Raw genomic sequence first — 25,131 nt, 5'->3', positions numbered from 1 at the left:
GAAGATGTAAAAAAGCCCGCCACCGATCACTCGGGGGCGGGCTTTTTTGTGGCCGCGAGGTTTAGATCGCGCCGCGCTGACGCAACAGTTCCAGCACTTGCTTGACGCTGTCTTCCAGCGACAGGGCCTGGGTGTCGATCACCAGATCGGCATTCAACGGCACGTCGTACGGGAAGGATTCGCCAGGGATGTTGTCCCCACCGGCAGCGTATAAGCCCTGCGGATCACGCTCGGCACACACCAGCGGCGAGGCCTGCACGTACACGGTCAGCAGGCGGTCGCTGCCAATCAGCGCCTTGGCCTGTTCACGGCCTTCGGCATCCGGAGCGACGAACGCGGCCAGGGTCAGCAGGCCGGCTTCGTTGAACTGACGCGCTACGTGAGCGGCACGACGCCAGTTCTCGGTACGCCCGGCACGGTCCTGGGGCAACCCTTTATTCAGGTCGTGACGCAGGTTCTGGCCATCCAGCACAAACACCGCACGCCCCATGTCGAACAGCTTGCGCTCGACCGCATAGGCCAAGGTGCTCTTGCCCGCGCCCGACAGGCCGCTGAACAACACAGTGGCCGGTTGCTGGCCGAAACGCTGGGCGCGCTCTTCGGTGGCGACATGGGCCAACTTGCCGTGATGGGCCGCACTGCCGTGAGTGACCGGCGGTGCGATGATCATGCCGGCGCCCACGGTGCCGTTGGTCAAGCGGTCGATGACGATAAACGCACCGGTGGTGCGGTTGCTGTCATAGCCATCCAACGCGATGGCGGCGTCGAGGCTGACCTTGACCCGGCCGATCTCGTTCAACTGCAGCGAACTCGCCGGGCCTTCGGCCAGGGTGTTCACGTCCACACGGTGCACGATGCTGGTGATGGAACCCGGCACATAGCTGGTGGCGCGCTTGATGTCGTATTTCTTGCCCGGCAGCATCGGCTCTTCGGCCATCCACACCAGCATGGCGTCGAAGGCGTCGGTCACTTGCGGCACGTTGTCGGCATGCACCAACAGGTCGCCACGGGAGATGTCGATCTCGTCTTCCATGGTCAGGGTCACGGCCTGGCCTGGGCCGGCGTGCTCCAGCTCACCCTCGAAGGTGACGATGGATTTGACGCGGCTGCTCTTGCCCGACGGCAGCACCACGACTTCATCGCCCTTGTGCACGATGCCGCTGGCCAGGGTGCCGGCAAACCCACGGAAGTTCAGGTTCGGACGGTTGACGTACTGCACCGGGAAGCGCAGGTCGGTGTAGTTGCGGTCGTTGGCGATCTCGACGGTCTCGAGGATCTCCATCAGCGACTGGCCGGTGTACCAGGGCGAGTGCTCGCTCTTGTTCACCACGTTGTCGCCCTTGAGCGCCGACATCGGCACGAATGCCATGGTGCTCGGCTTGAAGGCGATGCCCTCGGCGAACTTCAGGTAATCCGCCTTGATCGACTCGAACACGCTTTGGTCAAAGCCATTGATGTCCATCTTGTTGACGGCGATCACGATGTGCTTGATGCCCAGCAACGAGGCGATATAGCTATGGCGACGGGTCTGGGTCTGCACGCCGTAGCGGGCGTCGATCAGGATGATCGCCAGGTCACAGGTGGAGGCACCGGTGGCCATGTTGCGGGTGTACTGCTCATGGCCGGGGGTGTCGGCGATGATGAATTTGCGCTTGGCGGTGGAGAAGTAGCGGTAGGCGACATCGATGGTGATGCCCTGCTCACGCTCGGCCTGCAGGCCGTCGACCAGCAACGCCAGGTCGATGTCGTCACCAGTGGTGCCGGACTTCTTCGAATCGCGGGTGATGGCTTCCAGGTGATCTTCGTAGATCATCTTGGAGTCGTGCAGCAGGCGCCCGATCAGGGTGCTCTTGCCGTCGTCGACGTTGCCGCAGGTCAGGAAGCGCAACATTTCCTTGCGCTCGTGCTGGCCCAGGTAGGCGAGGATGTCCTCGCTGATCAAATCAGATTGATGCGACATGACAGCCCCTTAGAAATAGCCTTGACGTTTTTTATCTTCCATCGAGCCTGCACCATCGTGGTCGATGACACGGCCCTGGCGCTCGGAAGTTCGCGTCAGGAGCATTTCCTGAATGATGTCCGTCAGCGTCTCGGCTTCGGACTCCACCGCGCCCGTCAACGGGTAGCAACCAAGGGTACGGAAACGTACTTTCTTTTTGACGATTCGGGCTTTGTCTTCGTCGGACAGGTGCTCGAGGATGCGGTCGTCGTCGATCATGATCAACGTGCCGTTCTTCTCGATGACATCGCGTTCGGCGGCGAAGTACAGCGGTACGATCGGGATGCCTTCCAGGTAGATGTACTGCCAGATGTCCAGCTCGGTCCAGTTGGACAGCGGGAACACACGGATCGACTCACCCTTGTTGACGTTGCCGTTGTAGACGTTCCACAGCTCCGGGCGCTGGTTCTTCGGGTCCCAGCGGTGCTTGCTGTCGCGGAACGAGTACACGCGCTCTTTGGCACGGGATTTCTCTTCATCGCGACGGGCACCGCCGAAGGCAGCGTCGAAACCATGCTTGTCCAAGGCCTGCTTGAGGCCTTCGGTCTTCATGATGTCGGTGTGCTTGGCGCTGCCGTGGGTGAACGGGTTGATGCCCTGCGCCACACCGTCCGGGTTGACGTGAGTGATCAGGTCCAGGCCCAGTTCTTCGACCATCTTGTCGCGGAACTTGTACATCTCCTGGAATTTCCAGCGGGTGTCGACGTGCATCACCGGGAACGGCAGCTTGCCCGGGAAGAAGGCCTTGCGCGCCAGGTGCAGCATCACGGCGGAGTCTTTACCGATCGAGTAGAGCATCACCGGGTTATCGAACTCGGCGGCGACCTCGCGGATGATGTGGATGCTTTCCGCCTCCAGCTGTTTCAGATGCGTCAGTTTGTCGACCATGGCTACTCACGGAAAAACGATCTTATGGACGGCCAGCGGGCCGTGTTCGAGCGGGGCATGCTAGCACAGCACCTGCTTCTATTCAGGGCGCCAGCTAGATCGAAACGGTATATCAATATGCCCCAAGGTTTGGCAGTCAAATCGGGTTGGGGCAATCGATGAACAGATGCTCCAGGGCAAAGCGCCGCGCCAGGTAATCGCCCAGCGCCTGTACGCCGTAGCGCTCGGTGGCGTGGTGGCCGGCGGCGATAAAGCTGATGTCGTTTTCGCGCGCGCTGTGGAAGGTTTGCTCGGAAGCTTCGCCACTCAGGAACAAGTCGACACCGGCGGCGATGGCGTTGTCGATGTAACCCTGGCCACCGCCGGTGCACCAGCCGACGCGGCGGATCATCTGGCTGCCTTCGATCAGCAGCGGCTCGCGGCCCATCACGTCCTGTACGCGGCGGGCGAAGTCGCGGGGTGACAGCGGTTCGGCGAGCGAGCCAACCAGGCCGACGATCCTGGGGTTGCTCGGGTCCAGCGGACCTTCGACGGTGATGTCCAACTGGCGGGCGAGTTGCACGTTATTGCCAACGTCAGGGTGCAGGTCCAGTGGCAGGTGGTAGGCCAGCAGGCTGATGTCGTGTTTGAGCAGGGTTTTCAGGCGGCGTTGCTTCATGCCAGTGATGCAGGGATTTTCGCCTTTCCAGAAATAACCATGGTGCACCAGGATCAAATCGGCCTGGGCTTCGACGGCCGCGTCCAGCAGGGCAAGGCTTGCGGTAACGCCGCTGACGATGCGCATCACTTGCGGCCGCCCCTCGACCTGCAGGCCATTGGGGCAATAATCGGCAATTTTTGCGCTGCCAAGGTAGCGGTCCGCTTCCTCGACGAGGGTGGTAAGGGGGACGGCCATAAAAGACTCCTAAATATCCCGTTCCGAGGCGCTCGCAGCCTCGTATAATGCGCGACATTATGGGCGCTCTCCCGCCCCCTGCAACCTGTCAGGACTTACTTGATGCTCAAGGCACTGCGTTTTTTTGGATGGCCATTGCTGGCTGGCGTGCTGATCGCGATGCTGATTATTCAGCGTTATCCCCAGTTGGTGGGCTTACCCAGCCTTGATGTCAACCTGCAACAGGCGCCGCAGACCAGCGCGGTGGTGCAAGGCCCGGTGACTTACGCGGACGCGGTGGTCATCGCCGCTCCGGCCGTGGTCAACCTGTACACCACCAAGGTCATCAACAAGCCGGCGCACCCGTTGTTTGAAGACCCGCAGTTCCGCCGCTATTTCGGTGACAACGGGCCCAAGCAGCGCCGCATGGAGTCCAGCCTGGGTTCCGGGGTGATCATGAGCCCCGAAGGCTACATCCTCACCAATAACCACGTGACCACCGGCGCCGACCAGATTGTGGTGGCCCTGCGCGATGGCCGCGAGACCCTGGCCCGTGTGGTGGGCAGCGACCCGGAAACCGACCTCGCGGTACTGAAGATCGATTTGAAAAACCTGCCGTCCATCACCCTCGGCCGCTCCGATGGGCTGCGGGTGGGTGATGTGGCACTGGCCATCGGCAACCCGTTCGGGGTGGGCCAGACGGTGACCATGGGCATCATCAGCGCGACCGGGCGTAACCAGCTGGGGCTTAACAGCTACGAAGACTTCATCCAGACCGACGCGGCGATCAACCCGGGCAACTCCGGCGGTGCGCTGGTGGATGCCAATGGCAACCTGACCGGTATCAACACGGCGATTTTCTCCAAGTCCGGCGGTTCCCAGGGCATCGGTTTTGCGATCCCGGTGAAGCTGGCGATGGAAGTGATGAAGTCGATCATCGAGCACGGCCAGGTCATTCGCGGCTGGCTGGGGATTGAAGTACAGCCGTTGACCAAGGAACTGGCCGAATCGTTTGGCCTGACCGGGCGCCCTGGCATCGTGGTCGCCGGGATCTTCCGCGATGGCCCGGCGCAGAAAGCCGGCCTGCAATTGGGGGATGTGATCCTCAGCATCAACGGCGAACCGGCCGGTGATGGTCGCAAATCGATGAACCAAGTGGCGCGGATCAAGCCGACCGACAAGGTGGCGATCCAGGTGATGCGCAACGGTAAAGAGATCAAGCTGCTGGCGGAAATCGGCCTGCGTCCACCGCCTGCACCGGTCAAGGAAGAAGAATAAACCACCTCGCCAGGTACCCGTTTGCGGGTACCTGTAAGCTCATATTTCAAAGCAAATTCATTCTCATTAGACATGTTATATTGTTTCAATATCGTTATTGGAACGCTCTATCATGCCGTCTCGAAAGTTTGCCCCCTTGGCTGGCCTGGCCTTGGGTTTGCTGCTGGACCCCGCCTTTGCCGAAGACAACACCGTTGAGCTGGACGCCATCAGCGTCACCACCGACGCCTATGAATCGGCCACCGGCCCGGTCAAAGGCTACCGCGCCATGCGCTCTGCCAGTGCGACCAAAACCGACACCGCCCTGCGCGACATCCCACAGTCCATCAGCGTGATTCCTGCCTCGGTACTCACGGACCTGGGCAGCACCAACGTGGAACGCGCCCTGGAGTTTGCCGGCGGCGTGTCCAAGCAGAACAACTTTGGCGGCCTCACGCTCTACGAATACAGCGTGCGCGGCTTCACCACGTCGGAGTTCTACCAGGACGGCTTCAGCGCCAACCGGGGCTACCCGAGCACGCCGGACGCGGCCAATATCGAACGCATCGAAGTGCTCAAAGGCCCGGCCGCCAGCCTTTACGGCCGTGGCGATCCCGGCGGCACCGTGAATATCGTCACCAAAAAGCCTCAGCCTGAAGCCTTCACCACCCTGCAAACCAGCGCCGGCAGTTGGGACCGTTATCGCACTGCCGTCGACGTCAATACGCCGCTGGACAGTGAGGGCAACCTGCTGTCACGGGTCAACCTGGCGGTGGAGGACAACAACAGCTTCCGCGACCACGTCGAGAGCAAGCGCGTATTTGTCGCGCCCTCCTTCAGCTGGCAGCTGGACCCGGACACCCGCCTGCTGGTGGAAAGCGAATTCGTACGCCACAGCTCCACCTTCGACCGGGGCATCGTCGACGCCCCAGGCGTATCGCGCGCCACCTTCCTCGGCGAGCCCAACGACGGTGATATTGATAACCACAACAACCGCATCCAGGCCACCCTTGAGCATCACCTCAACGACGCCTGGAAACTGCGCCTGGCCAGCCATTACAAACAGGGCAGCCTGTGGGGCGACGCCTCGGAAAACCGCGCACTGAACGCCGACGGCCACACCCTCGACCGCCGTTACCGCGAACGCTCCATGGGTTGGCACGACAGCATCACCCAGTTGGAACTGCGCGGTCTGTTCGACATTGGCAGTTGGCAGCACGAACTGCTGGTCGGCACCGAGTACGAGGATTACCGCAAGAAAGAACGCGTCACCGCCATTGCCGGCAGCCCCTACGCCATCGACCTCTACAACCCGGTATACGGCCAGCCCAAACCCAATGGCGCAAGCTCCGGCACCGACTTCTTCGAACAGACCAAAAGCCAGGCGCTGAACCTGCAAGACCAGATCATCTTCACCGACCGCCTGCGCGGCATGGTCGGCGCGCGCCTCGAGCACTTCGAACAAAGCACCGACGACTTCACCCGCAACCACGCCAAGAGTCGGCAAACCCACGACGCACTCACCCAGCGCGCTGGCCTGCTCTACCAACTGACACCTGAGGTAGGGGTGTTCGCCAACGCCTCCACCTCGTTCAAGCCCAACAGCGGCCTGGACGCCACCGGTAAAACCTTCAAGCCCGAAGAAGGCGTGGGCTATGAGGTGGGGATCAAGAGCGAGCTGTTCGACGACCGACTCAGCGCCACCCTCGCCGCCTTCCATATCGAAAAGGAAAACGTGCTGGCCCTGGACCCGGCCACCAATACCAACCGCGCCATGGGCAAGGCACGCAGCCAGGGCTTCGACCTGCAACTGACAGGACAGCTAACGGATGCCGTACGGATAATCGGCGCTTTTGCCTACATCGATGCCGAAGTGACCAAGGGTGATAAAGCCATTCCGGCGGGCAGCCGCATTCTCGGCGTGGCCAAGCGCAGCGGCAGTCTGTTGGGGGTGTATGAATTCCAGGAAGGTGCGTTACGCGGTTCAGACCTGGGCGCGGCGTTCACCTATGTAGGGGATCGCTCGGGTGAAGCGGGCAGCCGCTTTGAACTGCCCGCCTATCACACCGTCGACTTGCTGGCCCATTACAAGGCCACGCAGAACGTCACCGTGGGCCTGAACCTCAACAACCTGTTCGATGAAAAGTACTACGAGCGGTCCTACAGCAATTACTGGGTCAATCCCGGCGAACCGCGCAATCTCACCGTCAGCCTGACTCTCAACCTCTAATCCTCCCTTGTAGGAGCGAGCTTGCTCGCGAAGCACCTGAGAGCGCCGCGTTACCCCAGATGCACTGCGTTATCGTTAACGACCTTCGCGAGCAAGAACTAGGCGTCCCCCTCGCTCCTACAGTGACAGCGGTGCTCTTTCGCAGAGAGTATTGAGCGCCGCTGCCCACTGTGGATCGTCATTCAAACACGGCACCAGCACCAGCTCCTCACCGCCCGCCTCGCGGAATTGCTCCCGACCACGATCACCGATCTCTTCCAGGGTCTCGATGCAATCGGCAACAAACGCCGGGCACATCACCAGCAGCTTTTTCACCCCTTGCCGGGCCAGCGCGTCCAGGCGTGCCTCGGTGTAGGGTTCGATCCACTTCGCGCGGCCCAGGCGCGATTGGAACGCCACTGACCATTTGTCGTCGGGCAAGCCCAGGCGCGCGGCGAAATCCCGGGCGACGCTGAAGCATTGCGCGCGGTAGCAGGTAGCGAGCACCTCAGGCGAGGCGTTCTTGCAACAGTCCGCATCCTTGAAACAATGCGCGCCCGTAGGGTCGAGCTTTTTCAGATGGCGCTCGGGCAAGCCGTGGAAACTCAGCAGCAAGTGATCGTAATGCGCATCTATATAAGGTCGGGCGCTGGCTGCCAACGCGTCGAGGTATTCCGCCTGGTCGTAGAACGGCTGCAGGATCGAGAACTGTACGTTGAGCTTTTTCTCGCGCACTACCCGCTTGGCTTCTTCAATCACCGTGGTCACGGTGCTGTCGGCAAACTGCGGGTACAGGGGCGCCAGAGTCACTTTCTGAATACCTTGGGCGGCCAACCGCGTGAGCGTCGTTTCCAGGGAAGGCTCGCCATAACGCATCGCCAACTCCACGGGCCCCTGGGTCCACTGCGCGGTCATCTGCTGTTGCAGGCGACGACTGAGCACCACCAGCGGCGAACCCTCGTCCCACCATATAGAGGCGTAGGCATGCGCAGATTGCTCAGGGCGCTTGATCAGGATCAACGACACCAGCAAGCGCCGCACCGGCCACGGCAGGTCGATTACATAAGGGTCCATCAGGAACTGATTGAGGTAGCTGCGCACATCGGCCACCGAAGTGGAGGCCGGTGAACCCAAGTTGACCAGTAACAACGCGTGATCCGTCATGCAACATCCTATCTCTTAGAGGCGGCTGGACAAGTCATCCAAAGCCGCATGCAACTCAGTGAACTGGAAAATGAAACCGGCGGCCATCAAGTGTTCGGGGATCGCCTTCTGCCCGCCCAGCAACAGCCCCGATAACTCGCCCAAACCCACCTTCAATGCAAAGGCCGGCATCGGCATGAACGCCGGGCGGTGCAGCATTTGGCCCAATGTCTTGGCGAACTCGCGGTTACGCACCGGGTGCGGCGCGCAGGCATTATAAGGACCGCTGGCGTCATCCTTGTGCAGAAGAAAATCAATCAGGGCGATTTGATCCTTGATATGCACCCACGGCATCCACTGCCGCCCCTTGCCGATAGGCCCGCCCAGCCCGAGTTTGAACGGCAGCAACAGGCGCGACAAAAAGCCGCCCTCGGCCGCCAGCACCAACCCCGTACGCACCAGCACCACGCGAATGCCCATCGCTTCGGCGCGCTGGGCGGTTTCTTCCCAGGCGATGCAGAGTTGGCTGGGGAAATCGTCCTGTACCGGGCCACTGGCCTCGGTCAGTTCGCGCTCGCCACCGTCGCCGTACCAACCCACCGCCGAACCGGAAACCAGCACCGCCGGTTTTTGCGCCAGGCCGTCGAGCCAGGCCAACAGGGTTTCGGTCAAGCCGATGCGGCTGCTCCACAACAACGCCTTGCGTTTGTGGGTCCAGGGACGGTCAGCGATCGGCGCGCCAGCCAGGTTGACCACCGCGTCCACCGCGTCGGTCACGTCCTCCAGACGGCCAACACCCTGCACCGTGGCACCGCACAACCGGGCGACGTCTTCAGGATGGCGACTCCACACCGTCAGGCGATGACCCTCGGCAATCCAGTGTTGGCAGAGTTGGCGACCGATCAGTCCGGTACCGCCGGTCAGCAAAATATGCATGGGACGCTCCTCATGTAACGTTCGCCGCCGATCACTAGTCTATTTTATAAGCAGGGATCAATTTGTAATCGGGCGTGACTTTTGTTTAAGCCTCATGGTTAACCATAGGCCACGCCAAGCGATCAGGTACGCCAAAACTTATACCAAAAAACAATATTGTACAGCTATTGGTGTCGGCGTAGTCTGTACCCAACGGTAAAACGAGGCCTCCCATGACTGTCCCCATCGCGATCATCGGCACCGGCATCGCCGGTCTCTCCGCCGCCCGAGCGTTACAAGACGCCGGGCACGTTGTACAACTCTTCGATAAAAGCCGCGGCAGCGGCGGCCGCATGTCCAGTAAGCGCAGCGATGCTGGCGCCTTGGACATGGGCGCTCAATACTTCACCGCCCGCGACCGACGCTTCGTCAACGAAGTGCAGCGCTGGCAAAACAACGGCTGGGCCGAGCAATGGAAGCCGCAGCTGTACAACTTCAAGTCCGGCCAGCTCACGCCCTCCCCCGATGAACAAATCCGCTGGGTCGGCACGCCACGCATGAGCGCAATCACCCGCGCACTGCTCGACGACCTGCCGGTGGAGTTCGGTTGCCGCATCACCGAAGTGTTCCAAGGCAAGCAACACTGGAACCTGCTGGATGCCGACGGCGGCAATCACGGCCCGTTCAGCCATGTGATCGTCGCCACGCCTGCCCCCCAGGCCACTGCGCTGCTGGCGGCAGCGCCCAAATTGGCGAGTGCTGCCGCCGGCGTGAAGATGGACCCGACCTGGGCCATTGCCCTGGCCTTCGACAAGCCCCTGGATACGCCAATGGAAGGCTGCTTCGTGCAAGACAGCCCGCTCGACTGGCTGGCGCGCAACCGCAGCAAACCCGGGCGCGACAACACCCTCGACACCTGGGTGCTGCACGCCACCAGCACCTGGAGCAAGGCCCACCTGGACCTGTCCAAGGAAGCGGTGATCGAACACCTGCACGGCGCCTTCGCCGAATTGCTGCACAGCGCCATGCCCGCACCGTCCTTCAGCCTGGCGCACCGCTGGCTCTACGCACGCCCCTCCAGCGCCCATGAATTCGGTGTGCTGGCCGACGCCGACCTGGGCCTTTACGTGTGCGGCGACTGGTGCCTCTCGGGCCGGGTGGAAGGGGCATGGCTCAGTGGCCAGGAAGCCGCGCGACGGTTGATCGAGCACCTGCAATGAACCGCATCAACCCCGCCAAATTGCTGCTGTCGAAGTGGACGGCAGCCCGGCCCCGCAATAAAGAAAAACACTTCCTGGTGACCGAGCTGTTTCGTGACGAGGAAGGCACTCTGCTGGAGATCGAGTTGCAAGCCGTGATGACCAGGCGCGCTGAACGCCTGGCCTGGCAAACCCTGCAAAATGCCGAGGATTGGCAAATCGGCTGGAAATAGCCTACTCGCGAATACCTATACAAAACATTTGACTTGTACAGCATCAAACCTATGATGAGACTTAGTTGTACAGATTTTAGATCTTGTACAGGAATCTTGCAGAGGTTTGGCCATGCCCACCACACCGCCCATCAAGCCGAAGATTGGCATCAGCGCCTGCCTGCTGGGCGAGAACGTGCGCTTCAATGGCGGTCACAAGCAATCCCAGCTATGCAGCGAGGTACTCGCCGAGTATTTCGACTTCGTGCCGCTGTGCCCGGAAGTGGCGATCGGCCTGGGTATTCCCCGTGAAACCATTCGCCTGGTGGGCGACGCCGAACAGCCCCAGGCCGTTGGCACCGTGCACCGCGAGCTGAATGTCACCGCGCCACTGGATGCATACGGTCGCAAAATGGCCGCCGAGCACACCGACCTGTGTGGCTACATTTTCATGCAGAAGTCGCCGTCCTGTGGCCTGGAACGCGTCAAGGTCTACCGTGAAAACGGAGCGCCGGTGGATGGCGGCGGGCGTGGCATCTACGCCCAGGCGTTCTGCGCGCGTCACCCGAACCTGCCGGTTGAAGAAGATGGCCGCCTGAATGACCCGGTACTGCGGGAAAACTTCCTGACCCGCGTCTTCGTCTACGCCAGTTGGCAGCAACTGTTGGCCGAGGGCCTGACCCGCCACCGCTTGCTGGCTTTTCACTCGCGCTACAAGTATTTGCTGATGGCCCACAGCCTGATGCATTACAAGAGCCTGGGCCACCGCCTCGGCAGCATGGCCAAGGATGTCAATCTCGACGAGTTGGCCGCCTGCTATTTCAGCGACCTGATGACCGGCCTGAAAAAGTGCGCCACCCGCGGCACCCACACCAACGTGCTGCAACACATCAGTGGCTATCTCAAGCAGGCCATCAGCGCCGATGACAAACAGGAAATGCAGACGGTCATCGGCCAGTACCAGCAGGGCATCGTGCCGCTGGTAGTGCCGTTGACCCTGCTCAAGCATCACTTTCGCCAACACCCGGATCGCTACATCGCGCAGCAGGCCTACTTGCAGCCGCACCCGGAAAATCTCAGCCTGCGTAATGCGATCTAAACCATGAAAAGCGTCATGACCGCTGTCTTGCAAGACGAATCCGGCGCAGACATCGCCCAAGCCCTCGAAGACGGCTGGCTGCCGATTCGTGAAGTGGCGCGCCAGACCGGCGTCAACGCCGTGACCCTGCGCGCCTGGGAACGCCGTTATGGCCTGATCGTGCCCCAGCGCACGCCCAAGGGTCATCGGCTGTTCAGCGCCGAGCATGTACAACGTATCCACACCATCCTCACCTGGCTCAATCGCGGCGTACCGGTCAGCCAGGTCAAAGGCCTGCTCGATTCTGCCCAAGCCCTTCCCGACGCGGTAGAGAACGAGTGGCAAGCCTTGCGCCAGAACCTGGTACAGGCCGTCAGCGAGCTGGCCGAACGCCGGGTGGACGATGTATTCAACCAGGCCATGGCACTGTACCCGCCGCGCACCCTGTGTGAGCAGCTGCTGCTGCCGTTGCTGCAGGAGTTGGAGCAACGCTGGCAAGGCCAGTTTGGCGCACAGATGGAGCGGGTGTTTTTCCTGTCCTGGCTACGCAGCAAGTTCGGTGCACGTATCTACCACAATAATCGTCAGTTGCACGGCGCGCCGTTGTTGCTGGTCAACCACTCCGACCTGCCCCTGGAGCCGCACCTGTGGCTCAGCGCCTGGCTGGCCAGCAGTGCCGATTGCCCGGTGGAAGTCTTCGACTGGCCGCTGCCCGCCGGCGAGTTGGCCCTGGCGGCGGAACACCTGCAACCGCGCGCCGTGCTCCTGTACTCGAGCAAGGCCCTGCAATTGCCGGCACTTACCAAGCTGCTGGTCGGGGTCGGTTGCGCAAAACTGATCGTCGGACCGACGGTATGCATCCACCAGGCCGAGCTGGCCGTATTAACCCAAGACATTGCGCAATTGTTCGTGGCCGAAGACCCGTTGTCGGCCCACCAACTACTGATCCAACGTGGACTTATTTAAATGCACTTGATCTGGCTGCGCACCGACTTGCGCCTTCACGACAACACCGCCCTGGCCGCCGCCTGCCAGCGCGGCCCGGTGGCGGCCGTGTACCTGATCACGCCGGAGCAATGGCTGGCCCACGACGATGCGCCGTGCAAAGTGGATTTCTGGCTGCGCAACCTGCAGCACTTGAGTCAGGCCCTGGGCGCACTGAACATTCCCTTGCTGATCCGCCACGCCGCCACCTGGGACCAAGCCCCCGCCGTGTTGAGCCAATTGTGCCGGGAACTGTCCGTGGAGTCGGTGCACGTCAACGAGGAATACGGCATCAACGAAAGCCGTCGCGATACCGCCGTCGCCCAGGTATTGGAAGCCGACGGCGTGACGTTCCACCGCTACCTGGACCAACTGTTTTTCCAACCGGGCAGCGTGCTGACCAAGACCGGTACCTACTTCCAGGTGTTCAGCCAGTTCCGCAAGGTCTGCTACGCGCGCCTGCACAGCGCCTTGCCGCGCCTGGTCGCAAGGCCCAAGGCCCAAGCCCCGCTCACGCTCAAGCGCGATCCGATTCCCGAACAGGTCGAAGGCTTCGAACCACCCAGCGAGACCCTGCGCGCCCTCTGGCCCGCCGGCGAAGACGAAGCCCGCCGCCGCCTTGATGCCTTCGCCGACCAGCAGATCAGCTACTACAAAGACGAACGCGACTTTCCGGCCAAGCCTGGCACCAGCCAGCTCTCCGCCTACCTGGCCGCCGGCGTGGTTTCGCCGCGCCAATGCCTGCACGCCGCACTGCAAACCAACCAGGGCGAGTTCGAAAGCGGCGACATCGGCGCTATCACGTGGATCAACGAACTGCTGTGGCGTGAGTTCTACAAACACATTATGGTCGGCTACCCACGGGTCTCCCGTCACCGCGCTTTCCGTCCCGAGACCGAAGCCCTGGCCTGGCGTGATGCGCCCAGGGATCTCGCCGCCTGGCAGCAAGCCCGAACCGGCCTGCCGATCATTGATGCCGCGATGCGCCAACTGCTGGAAACCGGCTGGATGCATAACCGCCTGCGCATGGTGGTGGCGATGTTCCTGACCAAGAACCTGTTGATTGACTGGCGCGAAGGCGAGCGCTTCTTCATGCGTCACCTGATCGACGGCGACCTCGCGGCCAACAACGGCGGCTGGCAATGGAGTTCATCCACCGGCACCGATTCGGCGCCGTATTTCCGGATTTTCAGCCCGCTGAGCCAGTCGGAAAAATTCGACAGCGAAGGCGTATTTATCAAGCACTGGCTGCCGGAACTGGCCACGCTGAACAAGAAGGAAGTGCACAACCCGCAAGCGCTTGGCAGTTTGTTTGGCGTGGCGGATTACCCGCGCTCGATTGTCGACCTGAAAAAATCCCGCGAACGCGCCCTGGCGGCCTTTCGCAACCTGCCTTCACGCCAGGAGGTCGCCGAACATGAGTGACTTCCTGCGCCGCTTTGCCCAGACCTTTGCCTCGCTGGACAAGCACAACCTGCAGCTGCTCGACAGCCTCTACAGCAAGGACATCGCGTTCACCGACCCACTGCATGAAATCCATGGCCTGACTGCGCTGCACACGTATTTCGCCGAGCTGTACAGCAACGTCAGCCAGCTGCGCTTCGACTTCCACGGTTTCGACCAGGTGGCCGAGGGCGAAGGTTACCTGCGCTGGAAAATGAGTTTCTGCCACCCGCGCCTGGGCAAAGGCAAGGTTATCCGCGTGGAGGGCTGCTCGCATTTGATGTGGCATGACAAGGTGTACCGCCACCGCGATTACTTCGATGCCGGCGCCCTGTTGTACGAACACCTTCCCGTGCTGGGTGGGGTCGTCAGTTGGTTGAAAAGGAGAGTGGGATGAACGCACTGCCGCCCCGTCGTTATTGGCTGACCGGTGCCAGCAGTGGCATCGGTGCCGCATTGGCCGTGGAGTTGCTCAACAGCGGCGCCCACGTGGCCCTCAGTTCGCGCAGCAAAGGCCCGCTGCAAGCGCTCGCCCAACGGTACCCCGGCCAGGTGCTGGTGGTGGCCGGCGACCTGACCAATAGCCAGACAGTGCGCGAGATCGGTGAACACATCGGCGCAGCCTGGGGTTCGGTCGACACCGTCATCCTCAACGCCGGCACCTGTGAATATGTCGACGCCAAGCAATTCGATTCCTCGATTATCGAACACGTGGTGCGCACCAATCTGCTGGCCAGCAGTTACTGCATTGAAGCGGCGCTGCCGTTGTTGCGCGCCGGGCGCACGCCACACCTGGTGGGCGTCGCCAGCGCCGTGACCTACCTGCCGATGCCACGGGCCGAAGCGTATGGCGCGTCCAAGGCCGGGCTGCGCTACCTGTTCGAATCCCTGCGCATCAGCCTGTCGCCCGAGAACATCGATGTCACGGTGATCAGCCCGGGCTTCGTCGACACCCCGCTCACCGAACGCAATGACTTCCCGATGCCCCTGAGCTGGCCGGCCGACAAGGCCGCGCGGCATATCTTCGCCAAGCTGGAAAAACGCCCGCTGGAGATCGCCTTCCCGGCGCTGTTTATCGCCACGCTGTGGCCGCTGTCGAAACTGCCGAACCGCGCGCAATTGATCATCGGCAAACGCATGTTGCGCAGCCCGCCACCGAAGAAGGACGACCTGTGAAGATCGCCATTATCGGCAGCGGCATCGCCGGGCTGACCAGCGCCTACCTGCTCAGCCGCCGTCACGACATCACGCTGTTCGAGGCGGGCGACCGTATCGGCGGGCATACCCACACGGTCAACGTCACCGTCGAGGGCAAACCCTATGCGGTGGACACTGGCTTCATCGTGTTCAACGACTGGACCTACCCCAACTTCATTCGCCTGCTGGGGCAGATCGGCGTCACCTTCAAACCCACCGAAATGAGCTTTTCGGTGTGCGACCAGAGCAGCGGCTTCGAGTACAACGGCAACAACCTCAACAGCCTGTTTGCCCAGCGCCGCAATATTCTGTCGCCGGGCTTCTGGGGCATGCTGCGTGACATCCTGCGCTTCAATCGCCAGGCACCGCTGGACCTGCAAGAGCAGCGCATCAGCGCCGAGATGACCTTGGGTGACTACCTCGAAGCCGGCGGTTACGGGCCGCGATTTATCCGGCATTACATCGTACCGATGGGCGCGGCGATCTGGTCGATGTCCCTGGCGGACATGCTGAACTTTCCGCTGCAATTCTTTGTGCGCTTCTTCAAGAACCACGGCTTGCTCTCGGTGAACAACCGGCCGCAGTGGTGCGTGATCGAGGGCGGTTCCAGCCGTTATATCGAACCGCTGACCCGCAGCTTTCGTGAGCACATCCGCCTCGACTGCCCCGTGCACCTGGTCGAGCGCGACGCAGAGGGCGTGATCATTCACAGCGCCGCCGGCACCGAAGCTTTCGACAAGGTGGTGTTCGCCTGCCACAGCGACCAGGCACTCGCCTTGCTCGGCGACCCGAGCCAGGCCGAACAGGAGATCCTCGGCGCCCTGCCCTATGCCGACAACGACGTGGTGCTGCACACCGACACACGCCTGCTGCCCGACCGCGAACTGGCCTGGGCCAGTTGGAACTACCGGCTCAGCGGCGACGCGCAGACCCAGGCCGCTGTCACCTATGACATGAACATCCTGCAAGGCATCGACAGTGCCACCACTTTCTGCGTCAGCCTCAACCAGACGCCGATGATCAACCCGCTGAAGATCCTCGCGCGCTACACCTACGCCCACCCGCAATACAGCCTGGCCGCCGTGGCCGCGCAAGCGCGTTGGGAGGAACTGAGCGGCACCCGACATACCTGGTATTGCGGTGCCTATTGGGCCAACGGTTTCCATGAAGATGGTGTCGTCAGCGCCCTGCGCGTGGCCGAAGCCTTTGGGGAAAGCCTGTGAACAGCGCCCTGTACAGCGGCTGGATCGCCCATCGACGGTTTGCACCCAAGGCCCACGCCTTTCGCTACCGCATCGGCCTGCTGTACCTGGACCTCAGCGAACAAGACGAAGTGCTCGGGCTCTCGCCCCTGGCCGGCGCGAGTCGCCTGGCACCCTTCGGTTTTCGCCAGCAGGACTACCTGCGTGAATTCACGCGCCACGGCATGAGCTTGACCGATGCCGTGCGCCAGGAAGTCGGCAAGGCCCTGGGGCATACACCCCTGGGCGTTATCTGCCTGCTGACCCAGGCCCGCAGTTGGGGCCTGGCTTTTAACCCAGTGAGTTTCTTCTACTGCTTCGAGGCCGATGGGCAACTGGCCGCGATCCTGTGCGAAGTGACCAACACCCCATGGCGCGAGCGCTATCACTACGTGCTGCCGGCCCAGGCCCTCGGCCCGGATGAGCACCAGCACTTCGCCGTGGCCAAGGCGTTTCACGTGTCGCCGTTTTTGCCGCGCGACCTGGAATACCGCATGAGTTTCAGCCCGCCCGCCGCCAAGCTCGGCGTGCACATGGCCGATTGGCAGGGCGACGTGAAAGTCTTCGACGCCACCTTGAGCCTGCACAAAGAAACGCTGAACCGCGCCAGCCTGCACCGTTACCTGTGGCGCTTTCCGTGGATGACCGCCAAGACCTGCCTGGCCATTTATTGGCAGGCCCTGCGCCTGTTGCTCAAGCGCACACCGATTTTTCCCCATCAGGCCGCCGACGGCGCCTCTCGCACAGCTGTCGGGTATACCAAGGATCGTCGCCATGAAATCCCCTAGCTTATCGGTCAAGACCAACCGCCTGAACGTCAACGGCATGACCAGTGCGCTGCTGCGCAAGGGTGTGCTGCGCCAACTCAGCCAACTGCGCCATGGCCAGTTGGTCGTGATCGAGGACGGCGAGCGCCAGGTATTCGGCGCACGGGAAGCGCACTTGCTGGGGGAAATCCAGATTGTCGATTCGGCGGTCTGGGGCCTGGTGGCGGCCAACGGTTCCATCGGCGCGGGCGAAGCCTTTATCCACGGTTATTGGACCAGCCCGGACCTGACGGCGGTGGTGCGGGTGATGGTGAGTAACCTGGATGTGCTCGACGCAATGGAGGGTGGCCTGGCGAGCTTGGCGCGGCCGTTCACCCAAGGCCTGCACTGGCTCAACCGCAACACGCGCAAGGGCTCGCAGAAAAACATCGCCGCCCACTACGACCTCGGCAATGACCTGTTCGAAGAATTCCTCGACCCGACCATGATGTATTCGGCCGCGCAGTTCCTGACGCCCGACGACACCCTGGAACAGGCGCAACTGAACAAACTGGAACGCATCTGCCAGAAGCTCGCGCTCAAACCTACCGACCACTTGCTGGAGATCGGCACCGGCTGGGGCAGCATGGCCCTGTATGCCGCGCAGCATTACGGCTGCAAGGTCACCACCACGACCTTGTCCAAAGAGCAGTTCGCCTACACCGAAAAACGCATCGCGGCCCTGGGCTTGCAAGACCAGGTCACGTTGTTGCTGCAGGACTACCGCGACCTGACCGGCGAGTACGACAAGCTGGTGTCCATCGAGATGATCGAAGCGGTGGGCCATCGCTTCCTGCCGACCTACTTCAAACAGTGCGCGCACCTGCTCAAGCGCGATGGCCTGATGTTGCTGCAAGCCATCACCATCCGTGAGCAACGCTTTGAGCAGGCGAAGAACAGCGTCGACTTTATCCAGCGCTATATCTTCCCCGGCGGCGCCCTGCCGAGTGTGCAGAACATGCTGCACATCGTCAGCCGCGACACCGACATGAACCTGTTGCACATGGAGGATTTCGGCCTGCACTACGCGCGAACCTTGCGCCTGTGGCACGAGAACTTTCGCCACGCCCACGGCCGCCTGACGGAGTTGGGCTACGACGAATATTTCCTGCGGCTGTGGGAGTTTTACCTGTGCTACTGCGAGGGTGGCTTTATGGAGCGCACCATTGGCACTGCGCAATTGCTGCTGGCCAAACCGTCGGCCATCAACCCTCCGTTGCTCGGGCGCTTCAGTGCTTAAACCACTGGCCAACGCCATACTGTTCCAGTGCGGGTGGTTTGCCTGCGTACTCGGTGGCGATAGCCCCTGGTTGCTGGTGGGGCTGGCGGTGCTGGCAATCCACCTGCTGTGGATAAGTTCGTGGGCCCAGGACGGCGCGCTGATCATCAGCGTAATACTGGCGGGCACGGCGTTGGACACGCTGTTGCGCGCCGCAGGGGTTTTCCAGTTCAGCGAACCGGGGCCATTGATTCCGTTCTGGCTGATGCTGCTGTGGGGGCTGCTGGCGACTACTTTGCGCCATTGCTTGGCCTGGAGCGCCCGGCCCTGGTGGCGCGCCGCACTACTGGGCGCGGTGGGTGGGCCGTTGTCCTATTACGCTGGCAGCCAATTGGCCGGCGTACAGTTTGGCTATGGCCTGGGCCCGACAATGGCCGGGCTGGCCGTTCTCTGGATCGTAGTGTTCTCACTCCTGGCACGCGCCGCGACCGGCAAAAGATGAAGCTGGTCGGCTTCTACTTGCAGCTTGCAGCTTAAAGCTTGAAGCTGCCGCCCATGACCAACATCCCCCACATTCAAATCACCGAACCCGCCGTCACCTGCTCGACCTGCGCGGCCTGCTGCTGCCAGCTGGAAGTGATGCTGATCACCGACACCGGCGTGCCGGAGCGCTATATCGACACTGACGATTGGGGCGGTGAAGTGATGCTGCGCCTGGACGACGGCTGGTGCGCGGCGCTGGATCGCGACACGATGATGTGCACGATCTACGAGCGTCGGCCGCTGATTTGCCGGGAGTTCGAGATGGGCGCACCGGAGTGCCTGACCGAACGCGAAGGAATCGCCACGGCCTACCGCTGATCTAAAGACTGATGACGATCAAAATGTGGGAGGGGGCTTGCCCACTCCCACATTGTTCTGCAGCGTTCCTGGGAATTACAGCGGCATGGTGTAGTGCAGCGAGTAGCTTTCTACACCGTCGTTACTGCTGCTGATCCCGGCATTGGAGTAGTGCGTGGCGCGAATGCCCACTTCATGCCCACCGGTGAAGCGCAGGCCGAAACCCAGGCGGTCTTCGAACTGGAAAGCCTGGCCGATGTTGTTGTCTTCCAGCTTGGTACGGGAAAACACCGCCACGCCGATCCCGGCTTCGATGTAGGGCTTGACCGACTGGCCGGCAAACTCATACACAAATACCGGCGAGAACGACAGGCTGCTGGCACCTGCACGCTCATCACCGTCCCAATAGGTGTAGGCGCCGCTCCAGTAGCCGGTCAGGCGACCGACGTCGCTCTGCATCCAGCTTTTGTCCCAATCCGAGGTCAAGCCCAGTCGATAGGTCAACGTCGAATCGCTGGTACTGCCCACCCCAAATTCCAGGCCTGCGGCCTGGGTCGAAACAGAGTGTCCCACCACTACAGCCGCAATCGCGGCTAAACAGAACAAGCGCTTCATAAGAAACAGTCCTTTGAAAACGAAGTTGTATGATTTTTTACAGGCCATCTCGCTATAGAAGCTGACGCACATTCAGAAGTTCAGCGACATTTCACGAAATTTTCACGACCCGAAGCTTCGCACAACTCCAGAATGTTTCCATAGTGTGGGTAGGATATTTCTTAGGTGATACACATCGCCGCTGGTCCAGAACTGTGCAGGCTCAGGATCGCCTAGGGCCAGCAGATCGCGCTCGCCCAGCAAACGCTTGAGCTGCCGCGCGACGGCAGCGCCGGTGTCGATGAGGATGATGCTGGGGGGCAGCATCTGCGCCAGAAGCGGCTTGAGGAAAGGATAGTGGGTGCAGCCGAGGATGATGGTGTCGCAACCGGCGCTGAGCAGCGGGTCGATATAACCCTGCAATAAATGACGCAGGGCCAGGCTGTCGAGGTCACCGGTTTCAATCAGCTCCACCAGGCCCGGGCACGGCTGGGTGATCACCCGCACATCGGTGGCAAAACGGTCGAGCAACGCGGCGAACTTGGCGCTTTGCAGGGTGCCGGTGGTGGCGAGCACCCCGACCACGCCACTGCGAGTGGCAGCGGCAGCGGGTTTGACCGCGGGCTCCATACCCACCAACGGCCAGTCGGGGTAGTCCTGGCGCAAATCCGCGACGGCCGCCACGGTTGCGGTGTTGCAGGCAATCACAAAGGCCTTGGCGCCCTGCTCGCGGAAAAACTCGGCAACCGAACGGGAACGCTCAAGAATGAACGCCGGGGTTTTCTCGCCATAGGGGATATGCCCGCAATCGGCCACGTACAACAGTGACTCATGGGGCAGCAATTGCTGAATCTCATCCAGCACCGACAAGCCGCCGACGCCGGAATCGAACACACCGATCGGCGCGTCCTTACCCATGTCGCGTCCCGCAGACACTGCAACCGGGATCACGCTTGACCCGCAATTCGCGAAAGCGTGTGCTCAATGCGTCGATCAGCAGCAAGCGCCCCACCAGCGGCTCGCCGAAACCCGCCAGCAACTTCAAGGCTTCCAGGGCTTGCAGGCTACCGACCAGACCCACCAGAGGGCCGACCACGCCCGCTTCGCTGCAGGTCAGTTCAGTGTCGCTGCCGTGCCCGTATAGACAGTGATAGCACGGGCTTTCGGCGCGACGCGGATCGAATACCGACAGTTGCCCTTCGAGGCGAATCGCCGCGCCGCTGATCAATGGCTTGCCCATCGCCACGCAGGCGGCATTGACCGCCTCGCGGGTGGAGAAGTTGTCGCTGCAATCGAGCACCACGTCCACGCCTGCCACCGCCGCCGCCAAGGTATCGGCATCCAGCGCGACGCGATGGGCGACCAATTTGACTTCGGGGTTGAGGGCGCTCAGGCGATGGATGGCCGAGTCGACCTTGGCCTGGCCGACGCTGTCGGTGTCATGGATGATCTGGCGTTGCAGGTTGGTGAGGTCGACGGTGTCGAAATCCGCCAGGTGCAATTCGCCGACGCCAGCGGCGGCCAGGTACATCGCCACCGGGGCGCCCAGGCCACCGAGGCCGACGATCAACGCACGGCCGTTTTTCAGGCGCAATTGGCCGTCGATGTCGACATGCTGCAACAGAATCTGTCGGCTATAGCGCAACAGCTCCTGATCGGTCAGCACGGCCGGCGTCCCACGGAGATGCGCTCATGACCGCCCAGGTCAATACGGCTGTGCACTTGCTCGAAGCCTTGGCTCAGCAACAGGTCGCGCACCGCGCCAGCCTGGTCGTAACCGTGCTCCAGCAGCAGCCAGCCCGCAGCGTTCAGATGGGCTGGGGCCTGGGCGATGATCAGGCGCAGGTCGTCCAAACCATCATGGCCTGCCACCAGGGCGCTGGCCGGCTCGAAACGCACATCGCCCGCCACCAGGTGCGGATCGTTGTCGGCGATGTAGGGCGGGTTACTGATGATCAGGTCGTAGGCGTGACCTGCCAGGGCGCTGAACCAATGGCTGTTGAGCACCGTGGCGTTATTGAGGTGCAGGCGCTGGCGATTGCGTTCTGCCAGTGCCACGGCCTCCAGCACGCGATCGACGGCCGTGACGTGCCAGGCCGGACGCTCGCTGGCCAGGGCCAGGGCGATGGCGCCGCTGCCGGTGCCGAGGTCGAGGACCTTGACCGGTGTGGCCGGTAACAATTCCAGGGCCGCTTCCACCAGCAGCTCGGTGTCCGGACGCGGGATCAGCGTGTGGGGTGCAACCTCCAGGTCCAGCTTCCAGAAACCTTGCTGGCCGAGGATATAGGCCACCGGCTCACCGGCGCGGCGGCGTTGCAGGTAGCCAGCAAAAGCCAGGGCGTGTTCGCTGCTGACGATTTTTTCCGGCCAGGTGTGCAGGTAGCTGCGGGACTTGCCCAAGGCCGCCGCCAGCAGTAACTCGGCATCCAGGCGCGCGGTGGGCGAGTCGGGCAGGTCGGCGGCGCGCAGCAGGCTGGCGATGATGGTCATTTATTCACCTATCGCCGCCAGTTGATCGGCCTGGTATTCGGCGAGCAATGGCTCGATCACCGCGTCCACGCCACCGGCGAGAATCTCGTCCAGGGAATAAAGGGTGAGGTTGACCCGGTGGTCGGTGACCCGGCCCTGGGCAAAGTTGTAGGTACGGATGCGCTCGGAGCGGTCGCCCGAGCCCACCAGCAATTTGCGCTCGCTGGCAATCGCGTTGGCGGCGGCGCTGGTCTGCTGGTCATTGAGCTTGGCCGACAGCCAGGACATGGCCCGCGCACGGTTCTTGTGCTGGGAGCGCTCTTCCTGGCACTCCACCACGATGCCCGACGGCAAGTGGGTGATGCGGATCGCCGAGTCAGTCTTGTTGACGTGCTGACCACCGGCGCCCGACGAGCGGTAGGTGTCGACCCGCAGGTCGGCCGGGTTGATCTCGATGGCTTCCTGCTCGTCCGGCTCGGGCAACACGGCCACGGTGCATGCCGAGGTGTGGATGCGGCCCTGGGATTCCGTCGCAGGAACGCGCTGCACGCGATGGGCACCGGACTCGAACTTCAGCTTGCCGTAGACGTTGTCGCCTTCGACCCGCGCAATGACTTCTTTATAGCCGCCGTGCTCACCTTCGTTCTCGGACAGGATCTCGACCCGCCAGCCGCGACGCTCGGCATAACGCGAATACATGCGGAACAGGTCGCCGGAGAAAATCGCCGCTTCGTCGCCGCCGGTGCCGGCACGGATTTCGAGAAACACATTGCGACCGTCGTTCGGGTCCTTGGGCAGCAGCATGCGTTGCAGGTCGCCTTCCAGCTCGGCCAGCTTTTCCTTGGCTTCGCGGACTTCTTCCACGGCCATTTCACGCATGTCCGGGTCGTTGTCCTTGAGCAGCGCCTGGGCACCTTCGAGGTCGGCCTGCACTTTCAGCAGGTTCGTGTAGGTAGCCACCACGGGCTCAACTTCGGCGTATTCCTTGGAATAGGCACGGAATTTGGTCTGATCGGAGATGACCTCACCGTCGCCGAGCAAGGCGGTCAGTTCTTCGAAACGGTCCTGGAGCACGTCCAGTTTATTGAGCAGTGACGCTTTCATTGCGATTTTTTATCCGAAGAGCTGGGCGCGCCCTCACCGAGGGCAAAGAGTTCCTGGGCCATGGCCAGCGCATCGAGGCGGCCTTCGGCGGTAAGTTTTTTTAATTGTACGCTGGGCGCATGCAGCAACTTGTTGGTCAGGCCGCGGGCCAGTTGCATCAGCACCTCCTCGGCGCTGCTGCCGTTGGCGAGCAGGCGCTGGGCCTTGATCAACTCTTCATCACGCAGGCGTTCGCCCTGCTGACGATACGCCTTGAGCACGTCCACCGCCGCCAGTTCGCGCAGGCGCACCATGAATTCGTCGGCGCCGATGCTGACCATCTCTTCAGCAGCCTGGGCAGCGCCCTGGCGACTCTTGAGGTTTTCGGCAACCACTTCATGGAGATCGTCGACGCTGTAGAGGTAAACGTCGTCCAACTCGCCGACTTCGGGCTCGATATCCCGGGGAACGGCAATATCGACCATGAAGATCGGCTTGTGCTTGCGCAGTTTCAGCGCGCTTTCGACCGCACCCTTGCCGAGGATTGGCAACTGGCTGGCAGTGGAGCTGATGACGATATCGCTGCGTACCAGTTCGGCCGGGATGTCCGACAGCAGCACCGCATGGGCGCCGAATTGCTCGGCGAGGATGCTGGCGCGCTCCAGGGTACGGTTGGCGACCACGATGCGCTTCACGCCCAGGTCATGCAGGTGGCGAGCCACCAGGGTGATGGTCTCACCGGCGCCGATCAACAGCGCCTGGCTGCGCTGCAAGTCGCTGAAAATCTGCTTGGCCAGGCTGACGGCGGCAAACGCCACGGACACCGGGTTTTCACCGATGGCGGTGTCGGTGCGCACCTGCTTGGCGGAATTGAAGGTGGCCTGGAACAGACGGCCCAGCAGCGGACCGACGGTGCCGGCCTCGCGCGCCACGGCGTAGGCGGATTTCATCTGGCCGAGGATCTGCGGCTCGCCCAACACCAGCGAATCGAGACCGGATGCCACACGCATCATGTGACGAACTGCCGCATCGTCTTCATGCACATAGGCGCTCGCGCGCAGGTCTTCGAGGCTCAAATGGTGATAATCAGCCAGCCAGCGCAGTACGACATCCGCTGAAAGATGTTCCTGCTCTATATAAAGCTCACTGCGATTGCAGGTCGAAAGGATCGCAGCTTCGCGGCTGTCGGTGAGACGGCAGAGCTGCTGCAAGGCCTCAACCAACTGCTCTGGCGTAAACGCCACGCGCTCGCGCACGTCTACGGAGGCAGTCTTGTGGTTAATACCGAGTGCGAGGAAGGCCATTCAATATCGCTGATGATGTCGGGAAGCCGACAATTGTCCTACTTCGAAAGATTCAGAACAACCACCGTCGTCTATTGTCCTAGTAGCTTATGCCTATAAAAAGGCCATCTGTAGGCGCAAGCCTGCTCGCGATGGCCGTGAACCATGACGCGGCCTCCTGAGAAAACGCGTTGTCCT

The 25,131-nt window shown here is 61.9% G+C and carries 25 protein-coding genes; 14 read left to right on the top strand and 11 right to left on the bottom strand.

Annotated features, from left to right (window positions below; genetic code table 11):
• Positions 1 to 61: 61 nt before the first annotated feature.
• From cysN to AB1462_RS17415, 3 genes are all read right to left on the bottom strand, one after another.
• On the bottom strand, positions 62 to 1,960 hold the full coding sequence (cysN, locus tag AB1462_RS17425) for a sulfate adenylyltransferase subunit CysN (RefSeq protein ID WP_090409599.1): 1,899 nt from the start codon (positions 1,958 to 1,960) through the stop codon (positions 62 to 64).
• A 9-nt stretch (positions 1,961 to 1,969) separates the two neighbouring features.
• Positions 1,970 to 2,887 carry a sulfate adenylyltransferase subunit CysD gene (cysD, locus tag AB1462_RS17420; protein ID WP_017137614.1) on the bottom strand — a complete coding sequence of 306 codons (918 nt, stop codon included), beginning with the start codon at positions 2,885 to 2,887 and terminating at the stop codon, positions 1,970 to 1,972.
• A 136-nt stretch (positions 2,888 to 3,023) separates the two neighbouring features.
• Positions 3,024 to 3,782, bottom strand: a complete 759-nt coding sequence (locus AB1462_RS17415; protein WP_074843669.1) for a Nif3-like dinuclear metal center hexameric protein — start codon at positions 3,780 to 3,782, stop codon at positions 3,024 to 3,026.
• Positions 3,783 to 3,884: 102 nt separating this feature from the next.
• Here AB1462_RS17415 and algW point away from each other — a divergent pair, with 102 nt between their 5' ends.
• Both algW and AB1462_RS17405 read left to right on the top strand, forming a co-directional pair.
• On the top strand, positions 3,885 to 5,039 hold the full coding sequence (algW, locus tag AB1462_RS17410) for a Do family serine endopeptidase AlgW (RefSeq protein ID WP_090409601.1): 1,155 nt from the start codon (positions 3,885 to 3,887) through the stop codon (positions 5,037 to 5,039).
• 112 nt (positions 5,040 to 5,151) lie between these two features.
• Positions 5,152 to 7,248: a TonB-dependent siderophore receptor gene (locus AB1462_RS17405; RefSeq protein WP_367247468.1), complete on the top strand. Its 2,097-nt coding sequence runs from the start codon at positions 5,152 to 5,154 to the stop codon at positions 7,246 to 7,248.
• Between the two features lie 117 nt (positions 7,249 to 7,365).
• Here AB1462_RS17405 and hemH read toward each other — a convergent pair whose 3' ends face one another.
• Together hemH and AB1462_RS17395 are read right to left on the bottom strand one after the other, a co-directional pair.
• A complete protein-coding gene (gene hemH, locus AB1462_RS17400; protein WP_259192567.1) occupies positions 7,366 to 8,391 on the bottom strand; it encodes a ferrochelatase in 1,026 nt (341 codons plus the stop codon).
• A 15-nt stretch (positions 8,392 to 8,406) separates the two neighbouring features.
• Positions 8,407 to 9,306: a TIGR01777 family oxidoreductase gene (locus AB1462_RS17395; protein WP_367247466.1), complete on the bottom strand. Its 900-nt coding sequence runs from the start codon at positions 9,304 to 9,306 to the stop codon at positions 8,407 to 8,409.
• 212 nt (positions 9,307 to 9,518) lie between these two features.
• Here AB1462_RS17395 and AB1462_RS17390 point away from each other — a divergent pair, with 212 nt between their 5' ends.
• The 12 genes from AB1462_RS17390 (at position 9,519) to AB1462_RS17335 (ending at position 19,525) form a co-directional block, all read left to right on the top strand.
• Positions 9,519 to 10,505 (top strand): NAD(P)/FAD-dependent oxidoreductase, encoded by a 987-nt coding sequence (locus AB1462_RS17390; RefSeq protein ID WP_090409610.1) that lies wholly within the window; start codon positions 9,519 to 9,521, stop codon positions 10,503 to 10,505.
• On the top strand, positions 10,502 to 10,717 hold the full coding sequence (locus AB1462_RS17385; RefSeq protein WP_090409612.1) for a TIGR02450 family Trp-rich protein: 216 nt from the start codon (positions 10,502 to 10,504) through the stop codon (positions 10,715 to 10,717). Before AB1462_RS17390 ends, AB1462_RS17385 begins: the two co-directional genes overlap by 4 nt.
• Positions 10,718 to 10,829: 112 nt before the next feature.
• Positions 10,830 to 11,795 carry a DUF523 and DUF1722 domain-containing protein gene (locus AB1462_RS17380; protein WP_090409614.1) on the top strand — a complete coding sequence of 322 codons (966 nt, stop codon included), beginning with the start codon at positions 10,830 to 10,832 and terminating at the stop codon, positions 11,793 to 11,795.
• A gap of 15 nt (positions 11,796 to 11,810) precedes the next feature.
• Positions 11,811 to 12,740 carry a MerR family transcriptional regulator gene (locus AB1462_RS17375; RefSeq protein ID WP_367247464.1) on the top strand — a complete coding sequence of 310 codons (930 nt, stop codon included), beginning with the start codon at positions 11,811 to 11,813 and terminating at the stop codon, positions 12,738 to 12,740.
• Positions 12,741 to 14,183 (top strand): deoxyribodipyrimidine photo-lyase, encoded by a 1,443-nt coding sequence (gene phrB / locus AB1462_RS17370; protein WP_367247462.1) that lies wholly within the window; start codon positions 12,741 to 12,743, stop codon positions 14,181 to 14,183.
• Positions 14,176 to 14,598: a nuclear transport factor 2 family protein gene (locus AB1462_RS17365; protein WP_090409620.1), complete on the top strand. Its 423-nt coding sequence runs from the start codon at positions 14,176 to 14,178 to the stop codon at positions 14,596 to 14,598. The genes phrB and AB1462_RS17365 overlap by 8 nt, the downstream gene beginning before the upstream one ends.
• Entirely contained in the window at positions 14,595 to 15,377 is a 783-nt protein-coding gene (locus AB1462_RS17360; RefSeq protein ID WP_367247460.1) for an SDR family NAD(P)-dependent oxidoreductase, read from the top strand. The genes AB1462_RS17365 and AB1462_RS17360 overlap by 4 nt, the downstream gene beginning before the upstream one ends.
• Positions 15,374 to 16,621, top strand: coding sequence for an NAD(P)/FAD-dependent oxidoreductase (locus AB1462_RS17355; protein WP_367247458.1), 1,248 nt, complete (start codon positions 15,374 to 15,376; stop codon positions 16,619 to 16,621). The genes AB1462_RS17360 and AB1462_RS17355 overlap by 4 nt, the downstream gene beginning before the upstream one ends.
• Entirely contained in the window at positions 16,618 to 17,427 is an 810-nt protein-coding gene (locus AB1462_RS17350; RefSeq protein WP_367247457.1) for a DUF1365 domain-containing protein, read from the top strand. The genes AB1462_RS17355 and AB1462_RS17350 overlap by 4 nt, the downstream gene beginning before the upstream one ends.
• Positions 17,414 to 18,685, top strand: coding sequence for a cyclopropane-fatty-acyl-phospholipid synthase family protein (locus AB1462_RS17345; protein ID WP_090409627.1), 1,272 nt, complete (start codon positions 17,414 to 17,416; stop codon positions 18,683 to 18,685). The genes AB1462_RS17350 and AB1462_RS17345 overlap by 14 nt, the downstream gene beginning before the upstream one ends.
• Positions 18,678 to 19,166: a DUF2878 domain-containing protein gene (locus tag AB1462_RS17340; protein ID WP_367247455.1), complete on the top strand. Its 489-nt coding sequence runs from the start codon at positions 18,678 to 18,680 to the stop codon at positions 19,164 to 19,166. Before AB1462_RS17345 ends, AB1462_RS17340 begins: the two co-directional genes overlap by 8 nt.
• Before the next feature lie 53 nt (positions 19,167 to 19,219).
• Positions 19,220 to 19,525, top strand: coding sequence for a YkgJ family cysteine cluster protein (locus AB1462_RS17335; protein ID WP_027606879.1), 306 nt, complete (start codon positions 19,220 to 19,222; stop codon positions 19,523 to 19,525).
• A 75-nt stretch (positions 19,526 to 19,600) separates the two neighbouring features.
• Here AB1462_RS17335 and AB1462_RS17330 read toward each other — a convergent pair whose 3' ends face one another.
• The 6 genes from AB1462_RS17330 to hemA form a co-directional block, all read right to left on the bottom strand.
• Positions 19,601 to 20,119: an acyloxyacyl hydrolase gene (locus tag AB1462_RS17330; RefSeq protein ID WP_090409631.1), complete on the bottom strand. Its 519-nt coding sequence runs from the start codon at positions 20,117 to 20,119 to the stop codon at positions 19,601 to 19,603.
• A gap of 102 nt (positions 20,120 to 20,221) precedes the next feature.
• A complete protein-coding gene (murI, locus tag AB1462_RS17325; protein WP_090409633.1) occupies positions 20,222 to 21,016 on the bottom strand; it encodes a glutamate racemase in 795 nt (264 codons plus the stop codon).
• Positions 21,009 to 21,764 (bottom strand): molybdopterin-synthase adenylyltransferase MoeB, encoded by a 756-nt coding sequence (locus AB1462_RS17320; RefSeq protein WP_367247454.1) that lies wholly within the window; start codon positions 21,762 to 21,764, stop codon positions 21,009 to 21,011. The genes murI and AB1462_RS17320 overlap by 8 nt, the downstream gene beginning before the upstream one ends.
• On the bottom strand, positions 21,758 to 22,588 hold the full coding sequence (gene prmC / locus AB1462_RS17315) for a peptide chain release factor N(5)-glutamine methyltransferase (RefSeq protein WP_090409637.1): 831 nt from the start codon (positions 22,586 to 22,588) through the stop codon (positions 21,758 to 21,760). The genes AB1462_RS17320 and prmC overlap by 7 nt, the downstream gene beginning before the upstream one ends.
• Positions 22,589 to 23,671: a peptide chain release factor 1 gene (gene prfA, locus AB1462_RS17310; RefSeq protein WP_090409639.1), complete on the bottom strand. Its 1,083-nt coding sequence runs from the start codon at positions 23,669 to 23,671 to the stop codon at positions 22,589 to 22,591.
• Complete coding sequence (gene hemA, locus AB1462_RS17305) at positions 23,668 to 24,954, bottom strand: glutamyl-tRNA reductase (protein ID WP_090409641.1); 1,287 nt, start codon at positions 24,952 to 24,954, stop codon at positions 23,668 to 23,670. Before hemA ends, prfA begins: the two co-directional genes overlap by 4 nt.
• Positions 24,955 to 25,131 lie beyond the last annotated feature (177 nt).

The sequence above is a fragment of the Pseudomonas sp. SB113 genome, assembly GCF_040754745.1.
GTDB lineage: Bacteria > Pseudomonadota > Gammaproteobacteria > Pseudomonadales > Pseudomonadaceae > Aquipseudomonas > Aquipseudomonas grimontii.
Note: the sequence above shows the minus strand (reverse complement) of the source record. Positions and strands in the feature narration are given on the sequence as shown.